The organism is Microseira sp. BLCC-F43, from assembly GCF_041929235.1.
In the GTDB taxonomy this organism is placed as follows: Bacteria; Cyanobacteriota; Cyanobacteriia; order Cyanobacteriales; family Aerosakkonemataceae; genus Microseira.
Window position 1 is genome coordinate 22,150 of record NZ_JBHFNP010000093.1, and the last position, 8,688, is coordinate 30,837.

Consider the following 8,688-nt stretch of genomic DNA (forward strand, 5'->3'; position numbering starts at 1 on the left):
CACTCGCTATGACTCAGCTGTACGGGCGTTCGCATTTGCGTAAATAACTTTTCGGTTAGTTGCATAATCTTTAAGCGCAAATGCGATAGCCCCTCCAGACGCGCTTACACGAGCAAGCTGATTTTTGAGCGGGACTTACGCAAGGGCGTTGCCAGAAACCCGGTTTCTTTGTTGATCTATGGTTGCCAAACCAACGATTTCTCGTATCACCAAAGTTTCTTTGCGTAAGTCCTGTCTAATTGAGCATTCTGCAATAACAACTAATCGTCATAGACGTGACTACTTAAAAAGGCACCGCTCAAATCTCGGTGTATGACAATAACAGACTTGCGATCGTGAACCAGATCTGACAGGGATTTCTTGATACGTTCCCCAGTCAAATGAGTTTGAGAGAGTGCCGTTTTTGAAGTTGCCCGCAGGGGCAACTTCAGATTAAGAGAATCAGAAATTTTGTCCTACAGGGATAGGGCGCGGTCAGAAGTGGTAACCAATCTCACATTGCGGATCTTGGGTAAAAGTCCAACTGCTGTCTTCTGTGGGATCAAGGAGATGTTTATTGAAGAAGTTGAACGTTTCCGTCAGTGCCAGCATTAATGCTTGGTGCGTTACACATGGATCAAGTTTATTTTCAGCAGTTTTTTTCCTGAAACCGCGATCGACACCTTCAATCGTCAGTAGTTTGACCCACTTATCCGGGTCCTGCGGATGTACCTTCTTGACTTTCTCTACTAGAGCCACAGACTGTTGGTAGGGTACGGCGGTATCTGCGTTTCCGTGGATCAAGAGCATTGGTGGATCCTTATACTCTTCAGCTTTCGGGTCAACATATTTTACTGGACTGGCTTGTGTGAGGTTCTCATGGGGACATATCCCGTCAAGAGCGCATCTCAAAAAGGCTACTGTTCCAACAGCTTCTGGATTTTTTAGCGCATCGTCTTTATTTTGTGGCTCTGTGAGCTGTTTTTCAAATATTGTTGCATCTCCAAAAAGTTGGACGAGGTCGTAGGGACCATACCAACCGACAAAACCCTGGACGCAATCGGACTCATCTTTGTAGATGCCTTTCGGATCGATCGGATCGAACCACTTAACATTGCAGGAAAGGCTAGCAAGTGATGCCAAGTTAGCGCCAGCAGATGCCCCCCAGAGCGCAACCTTGTTCTTATCGATGCCAAATTTAACAGCGTTAGCACGCAGGAAGCGGATTGCCGCCTTCACATCCTTAACAGCCCCTGGGAAGGGTTCCTCGCCACTCAAGCGATATTCCAGCGAGGCGACAACGTAGCCTGATTTAGCCAGAAAAGCCAGCACACCCGGAAAATCGGTGAATTCCGAAGTTCCTCGCTTTTGTCCATTCCTCCATCCGCCACCGTGGACGAAAACGACCAAGGGGCGTGGAGGTTTTAAACTCAGGTCTTGCACATCCCCGACACTATAGTCTCCTTAGAGGTCGAGGCGTAGGGGTCGATATCCTGGCAATGTCGAGTAAGTGATATCGACCCAGCCAGTCCCATCGTCAAGCTTAACCTTGCGGTCTGGCAGTGGATCGTAGTCAGTTGGCAAACTTGTTTCAGTTTGATTAGTTGGCAGGTCAATCTCTGCGCTTAGGGCTACTCCCGGCATCGAGATACAGAACACTAAGAACGCAAATACTATAACCCTAGCCAGTCGAATCCATCGTTTCATGCTTTTGCATATCCTGTTTAATTGTTAACAACAAAAATCTACAATATCATGTATCATAAATTTTGTTCATCTTATATTAATTTTTTTCCACAAAATGTCATTTTGTCTTGGTTCTGCGGAATGTATTGCTTGTCTGATATTTGACACTCTCGCCAATTGAATTCGGGAGATTCACCCGGCGCTCTAGTCTAAGTGGACTAGAGCGCCGATTCAGTAGAACCAGTTGACAAATCAGCCGAAATATGGGCGAGTGCCAAGCAGGTTTCTAGTTATCAATGTGCAACAGCACCAGAGACAGATTTGGGCAGAGAGTTTGCTGGGAGCAGGAAGCACTTTTTATTTTACCCTACCAGTTCAGGATGAAGCGGTATAGCAAAGTTTGTAGGTATTAGGTGGTAGGGGATAAGAATTTTCATTATAGGATTCCAAGTATAATAGAGGACTGATTTTTCTGTTCAATTAATATCGTTTACCGTTACATCGTAATTACGACCTGTATGGAAAATTAGCAATTAGCAATTAGCAATTAGCGATTGGCAATAAAACTAATTATTCCGATGCAACCGGATTTGATATAAGTCTGGAATGGAGATTTAATCAGATTGGCGAACAATCAAATCTCTGAGATTAGTTTTACCAATCTCTAGCAGGGTTAATTCGTTTACATCGGGTGAATTTTTGCCCAGTTGCTGCCAGCTTGAACGCATCAAAGGTAAGGAACTTCCGGCAATAAATAAGGCAATCAGCAAACTAATTATGCCGTCTAACCAAAAGCACTGAAAGGCATAAATGGAGATCGCGCCGAGCATTACTCCCACAGAACTCGCCAAATCTGCCAATATATGTAAAAAAGCCCCCCGCACATTCAGATTTCCTTGACTATCTTTATGCAGTAAAGCAATACCAATAATATTAATTACCAGACCAATTGTTGCCGCAATAAGCATCGGTTGGCTGAGGATTTGCTGCGGGGGCAAAGTCAGATGTCCAATCGCTTCCCAGGCAATTAATCCTGCCATCAACAGCAATCCTACACTATTTAAGAAGGCGGCGATCGCATCTGGGCGAGGCTGTCTTGACCATCGGCGGTTAATAGTCCAGCGAGTTAGCCAACTGGCACTCAACGCCAGTAAAATTGCGCCCCCATCCGCCACCATGTGCCAAGCATCCGCTCGCAACGCAAGGCTATGGCTTAAATACCCTGCTAACCATTCCACAATCGCAAAGAGCAAAATTGCCACCAGCATTACAGTTAACCGAAAGCGTTGCTGGTTGTCCATTTGTCCCCAACCAATACAGTTGGGTGAATCGCAATAATGCCAAGAATAAGTCATTCAGAGAATCCTTCTGTTTAAAAAACTGTACTGCACAGAGTTATATCATGTCCTTACGTATCGGTAGTGTATGGATGGCTAATTGCTCGCTTGCTAATTGCTCGCTTGTCAATTGCCTCCAGAGCAGCCATTAGCGATTAGCTATTAGCTATTAGCAGTTACACAACCGTTGCTATTGGACATGATATTAGAAACTGCTGTAAAAATCTTTTCCAGTCGTTTTTAGACGACTTTAGCTTTTAGCCTGGAGGTGTAACCCCTGGCAACTTAATGCGATTTAGGGAAGGACAATGTTGAACCAGAACGGAACGTCTTCTTTTTTGTCTAGAAATGTGAGGAATTCCTTGAACTTCTCGACATCCCCCTCAATTTCGGTGACCTCGTTCCATTCTTTCTTTCCTTGGATAACAAGGTTGAAGTCCTCACGGTTAACCGCGATCGTGGTCTCGGCGATGATTGGCTCCTGAAGGTAATTCCGCGCACCATCCTTAGTGTAATTTAGCACGCCATTCTCAACCGAGAGCAAATAACTCTCTTTAATGTCGGGGAATTTTATACGGAAGATGTACTTGAATTGTGCCTCTCCCGCCTCCAGACCCTTGAGCTGGATGGCCATTTTGTCAAAGAGCAAATCCGAGGTCATCGCACTGATCGTATCCGAGCTGCCAGTACCGGGAGTGGGTAGACTATCGTCCACACCATTTCGTAGCTCAAGAGCGCCAGTCAAGAAGAAATTGCGCCACGGACCGGACTCTGCTTGATAGCCGAGTTGTTCTAATGCATCCGCTTCAAGTTGGGTTGCATCGAAACAGTTTTGGGTGAGATTAGAGAACCTTGGATCTTCATAAGGTGGAAGTGTGTTTTTGCAAGTTCCGAAAACCACATCGCTCATCACTTGAGCCACCCAACGGTATTGGCCATTCGCGAAATCTATTTTCGCTTTCTCAATAGTAGCCCTGGCTCCACCCATGTATTCGACATACTTCTCACCCGCCTGTTCCGGAGGGAGAGAATACAGGTGAGCGGGGTTGCCATCAAACCAACCCAGATAGCGCTGGTAGACTGCTTTAATGTTGTGGTTGAGAGTGCCGTAGTAACCACGGTTGTACCATTCCGTGGATAAGGATTCTGGCAACTCCAACATCTCGGCAATTTCTAACATGGTATAGCCTTTATTGGCTAGACGCAGGGTTTGGTCGTGGATGTACTTATACAAATCCCGTTGCTTTTTCAGGTACTCCACTACTTCGTTCTCAGTAGTGTCTGGTTTATCCCAAGTTGGCCAATGGTGACTGGCAAAAACAACTTGTACATCTTCCCCAAACAGGTTGATTGTCTCGTTGAGATATTTTGCCCAACCGATCGCATCTCGCACTTTAGCCCCGCGCAAAGTATAGAGGTTGTGCATGGTGTGGGTTGCGTCCTCAGAGACACAGAGGGCTTTAAAATCCGGGAAATAGAACAGCATTTCAGCTGGAGCTTCAGAACCGGGTACGTTCTGAAATTTGATTTGTACTCCATCAACGACAACGGGATTTTGGGTGTCAAAGGTAATGATATCTGTGGGGGCAATCAATGACACCGTACCAGCAGAGGTAGTTTTGCCCAAACCGCCATCAACCTGACCTGTTGCGTTTTTTGGGATGAGGTTGCCGTACATATAGCTAGCACGACGGCTCATCACGTTGCCAGCCAAAACGTTTTCGCTGACTGCTTCTTCTAAAAAGCCTTCGGGAGCATAAATGCGAATGCCTTCGGAGTTTGTTTCAGAATAGACCTGGGCAGGGTCAACAATGCCTTTGACCCCAGCATAGTGATCGACGTGGCTGTGGGTATAAATGATAGCAGAGACTGGTAACGGCCTTGTTTGATTGGGGTGTTTGAGCAACTCCATCTGGGGATTGGCAATGTTGGCGTTTGCCAGATCCAAGGCTGCTTTGGCGGTTTCGTTGGAGGTGAGGGGGTCGATAACGATCCAACCTGTATTTCCTTCAACTAGGGTCATCTCTGCTAGGTCATAGCCGCGAATTTGATAAATTCCCGGGACAACTTTGTACAACCCATGCTGCATATTGAGCTGCGAGATACGCCATAGGCTAGGGTTGACAGTTGGTGGAGCTTCCGGTAATTTTGTTAGATCGCATGATTGTTGATCGCAGATGGGAACGCTGGCGCGAACGCCTTCTTTTTCCAAAAGAAATTTATACTGTTCCAAATCCCAAGCATTAAAATTGGGGATGCTATTGTGAGGAATCAACACCGGGTCTGGAAGTTTATCGATAAACCCTTTGGTGGCAAGTTCAAAATCTTCTGTGTTTGCAAAGGGTAGATTTTCCAGAACTTTCTCATTAGCTGCTATCGTGTCAGGAGCGGCGGGTTTGCTAGCGGCAAGGGCGATCCGACTCATCTGGGTAGAAAAGATGAGTACAATTGCGGCGATCGCCACCAACCCTTTGAACCATTTCCAATGCTTCATAATCAATGCTTGTTGCATAAATAATGTCAGATCCGGTTGAACTGTTTTGCGAGGAGGAAGCACCTTAGCAACTTGAATTCATCGTTTCATACTTGGAAAAATCCTATTTAATTGAGCGACACAAATTAACATACCAGAAATTTTTTCCTGTAGCGGACTATGGAAGGTTTGCAGAAGGTATACATGGTGGATCTTCGGGAGGAATCGAATGCTGACCTTGGCGATGAAGGAGATGTTGATCGAAGAAGTTGAAGGTTGCCAACAGAGCCTTCATGGATGCTTCATGCGTTATGCATGGTGTCTGATCAAGTTCAAGCGTCTCTACGATACCAACGCGCCCCTCGATATCGCACTCAAAAGCGTTGCGCCACACTATGCCGGACGGCAAATGGGTCTGCGCGACCTCTGCACTGCAATCCACGTGTGCTACCGTGCCAACAATACAGCGGATTGCCAGCGAGTGAGGTACAGCCTTGTGGCACCTTTTGTGTAGCGGCACCCTTAAGGGTGCCGCTACACAAAAGGCGGTGTACCTCATCCGAGTGCAAACCGCTATATATTGCCAGCGATTCATGATATGTATCTCACGCTGCCCGAACCGGCGATGCGTCCAGCCGATGCCTACAAAGCCTTGGTACAAGGTGATGTTGAGCGGGTAGACATTGAGGAGGCGATCGGTCGAATCGCTGCCAGCATGGTCGCTCCTACTCCTCCAGGCATCCCTGTCATCATGCCTGGAGAACGCTTCATCCCTCAAAGCCGATCGATTATCGAGTATCTCAGGTTCACACGGGAATTTGACCGACAGTTCCCCGGTTTCGAGACTGAAATCCACGCGCTGCGGATTGAGGAAAGTTCATCGGGCAAGCGCTACACGATCGATTGCGTCAAAGAGTAGTATTCTTTCCTACCAGGGAGAACAAGAAGAACCTCATTATGAAGCAATTGCTTACTGTCGCGCTCAAGGTGAGGGGACTCGGTTAATGAGTGATATCATCTCCTTAGGTATCGGTAGTGTATGGATGGCTAATTGCTAATTGCTCGCTTGCTAATTGTCAATTGCCAGATATCAGCCATTAGCGATTAGCTATTAGCAGTTACACAACCTTTGCCAAGGGACATTATATGATATGGACATTCAACTTTAATGCACCGCAGGAGAGCGCGAGAGCATTAGCGAAGTTGCTATTGCCTAGAAGCTGATACCAACTTTAAAGAATAGCGCTACAGATTGTTGAGGTTTAGTGCTGAGTGCTGAGTGTCTTGAGCAGACTCAGCACTCACTATTTTTTCCTTTGATTGCGCCTATCTGCAATATTGTTGCTCGTAGCTCGAACGTTCTAGTTCTAAGTGAGAACGTTCTGGATCTAAGTGAGAAGGTTTTAGTTCTGAGCTTGAAGGTTTTAGTTCTGAGCTTGAAGGTTTTAGTTCTGAGCTTGAAGGTTTTAGTTCTGAGCTTGAAGGTTTTAGTTCTGAACTTGAAGGTTTGAGTTCTGAACTTGAAGGTTTTAGTTCTGAACTTGAAGGTTTGAGTTCTGAGCTTGAAGGTTTGAGTTCTGAGCTTGAAGGTTTGAGTTCTGACTGATTGCGCCAGTGTTGACCCGCACTGTGTGCCGCTGGGCTAACACATCCATCGTATACGACGCAAGTTCCGCTCTCTGGCACTGTGGAATTGAGTCAAAACTGCGAGCGCGAATATTTGCGATCGCATTGCAATTCACCCTTCTCGCACAAGAAACCCGGTTTTTTGAAAAAACCGGGTTTCTGGGCAGATATATGCGCTATGCCTCCCTTCGCTTCGCGAACGCACACCCCAAAACAACTTGCCTACACAAACGAGAACTGTGCTGTATTATTAGCCGCCAAATTCAAACTAATATTATCAGCCGTAAATCCAGTCGTTCCATTCAACTTAACTAACAACTCACCCGCACCAAATCCCTGATTTCCAGCCACCCCATCACCTAAGCGAAACTCGGTGCCATTGCGATTAACTACTACATCAATATTGGCAATATCAATCAACCCAATTAAATCGCCACCCCCACCGCGTAAAAAGCGGTTTACCCTGTCGCTACCGTCCCCGTTATAATACAAAACCGTATCCACATCTCTATCCCGACCCAAGTTGAGAACATCGTTTCCTCGACCTCCTGTGAGGGTATCAGCACCAATTCCACCGTCTAAAGTATCGTTACCATCGCCACCGCGCAAAAGATCGTTGCCACTCAAACCAGCGATAAAATCATTTCCTCCCTGACTGTTAATGACATCATCGGAATTGCGGAAGCCTAGTACATTGTTGTTAAGTTCATTGAGGAAAGTTACGGTGTTGCGGTTAAAAGTTTGGTGGCGGGTAGAGTCGGCATCGAACACATCAAAACTGTCTTTCGAGGTAGTATCGCCATCAAACAAGATATTGCCAATTTGACCGTGCAAACCACCGGGAATCGGCAAGTTATCCAGATTTTCCAGAGCAAAGTTTTTGAGGATGACTTTTGTGTCGTCTACACCGGCAAAACTGACAACAAGGTCGTTCCCCGTTTGAGTCAACAAAAGATTGCGGGGAATCAGACCAGATCCAGTAAACACCAGTTCGTCAAAGGTTTCCCGCACTTCTGGGGATGGATTTGCACCGCGCCCCACCCCAATGAAGGCATCAAGGGTAATTTCCCCATCGCGTCGGTTAATCTTGACCGGATACTGATTGCTCAGGGGATTTGCGGTGCTGGCGGTGTTGTCAAAATACCTGGTCGTTCCATCGGGGGAAAAAGTCCCCCCCTCTTGAACAAAAACGGCTCCGCCTCGCCCCTGACCGTTGTTTGCGCCGGTGCCGCCGATGGCAGAATTGTTCCCGAAGGTAGAAGCCTGGGTAACAGTGAGTTTGGCTCCATTAGCTCAAACGTGCCGTAGCCTCACACTGTACGTGCAGCGGAGCGTGTTGAGATGAATGCGAGCGTTCCTTTGGAGTGCAGGAGTACCGATGCCGAATCGAATCAGGCAAGGGAAATCTGCAACGACGAAACGAGCAAATCGCTTGTGGTATCATTGAATCATCTTGACACTCCCTGCCATAAGCAAAAACCAAGTTAAAAGGTACAGTTGTCAAGAAAAAGTATGGGTCTTGGGAACCAGGACTCCTGCCCTTGGAGGGAATGTCAGACCAAGAGAACTCCGCTTCTTTAGGCAATT

The 8,688-nt window shown here is 46.7% G+C and carries 8 protein-coding genes; 2 read left to right on the forward strand and 6 right to left on the reverse strand.

Annotated elements, in window-relative coordinates; all coding sequences use genetic code 11:
- Positions 1-474: 474 nt before the first annotated feature.
- The 4 genes from ACE1CM_RS14355 to ACE1CM_RS14370 all read right to left on the reverse strand — a co-directional run bounded on the left by ACE1CM_RS14355 (position 475) and on the right by ACE1CM_RS14370 (position 5,514).
- Complete coding sequence (locus tag ACE1CM_RS14355) at positions 475-1,422, reverse strand: alpha/beta hydrolase fold domain-containing protein (RefSeq protein ID WP_374878198.1); 948 nt, start codon at positions 1,420-1,422, stop codon at positions 475-477.
- A 21-nt stretch (positions 1,423-1,443) separates the two neighbouring features.
- On the reverse strand, positions 1,444-1,686 hold the full coding sequence (locus ACE1CM_RS14360; protein WP_374878199.1) for a hypothetical protein: 243 nt from the start codon (positions 1,684-1,686) through the stop codon (positions 1,444-1,446).
- A gap of 593 nt (positions 1,687-2,279) precedes the next feature.
- A complete protein-coding gene (locus tag ACE1CM_RS14365) occupies positions 2,280-3,020 on the reverse strand; it encodes a cation diffusion facilitator family transporter (RefSeq protein ID WP_374878200.1) in 741 nt (246 codons plus the stop codon).
- Between the two features lie 277 nt (positions 3,021-3,297).
- Positions 3,298-5,514, reverse strand: a complete 2,217-nt coding sequence (locus ACE1CM_RS14370) for an alkyl/aryl-sulfatase (RefSeq protein WP_374878201.1) — start codon at positions 5,512-5,514, stop codon at positions 3,298-3,300.
- Positions 5,515-5,779: 265 nt separating this feature from the next.
- Here ACE1CM_RS14370 and ACE1CM_RS14375 point away from each other — a divergent pair, with 265 nt between their 5' ends.
- Together ACE1CM_RS14375 and ACE1CM_RS14380 are read left to right on the forward strand one after the other, a co-directional pair.
- Complete coding sequence (locus tag ACE1CM_RS14375) at positions 5,780-5,989, forward strand: hypothetical protein (RefSeq protein ID WP_374878202.1); 210 nt, start codon at positions 5,780-5,782, stop codon at positions 5,987-5,989.
- 84 nt (positions 5,990-6,073) lie between these two features.
- A complete protein-coding gene (locus ACE1CM_RS14380; RefSeq protein ID WP_374878203.1) occupies positions 6,074-6,394 on the forward strand; it encodes a hypothetical protein in 321 nt (106 codons plus the stop codon).
- A gap of 929 nt (positions 6,395-7,323) precedes the next feature.
- On the opposite strand, the gene ACE1CM_RS14385 is transcribed toward ACE1CM_RS14380, so the two are convergent.
- The gene (locus ACE1CM_RS14385; RefSeq protein ID WP_374878204.1) at positions 7,324-8,142 is read right to left on the reverse strand and encodes a calcium-binding protein; all 819 of its coding nucleotides are present in this window, start codon (positions 8,140-8,142) and stop codon (positions 7,324-7,326) included.
- 247 nt (positions 8,143-8,389) lie between these two features.
- The coding region (locus ACE1CM_RS14390) for a hypothetical protein (RefSeq protein WP_374878205.1) at positions 8,390-8,688 on the reverse strand (299 nt) is incomplete at its 5' end.

Coding starts and splice junctions, on each gene's coding strand:
- ACE1CM_RS14360 (WP_374878199.1), bottom strand. CDS start 1,686: ATGAAACGATGGATTCGACTGGCTAGGGTTATAGTATTTGCGTTCTTA.
- ACE1CM_RS14365 (WP_374878200.1), bottom strand. CDS start 3,020: ATGACTTATTCTTGGCATTATTGCGATTCACCCAACTGTATTGGTTGG.
- ACE1CM_RS14370 (WP_374878201.1), bottom strand. CDS start 5,514: ATGCAACAAGCATTGATTATGAAGCATTGGAAATGGTTCAAAGGGTTG.
- ACE1CM_RS14375 (WP_374878202.1), top strand. CDS start 5,780: ATGCGTTATGCATGGTGTCTGATCAAGTTCAAGCGTCTCTACGATACC.
- ACE1CM_RS14380 (WP_374878203.1), top strand. CDS start 6,074: ATGTATCTCACGCTGCCCGAACCGGCGATGCGTCCAGCCGATGCCTAC.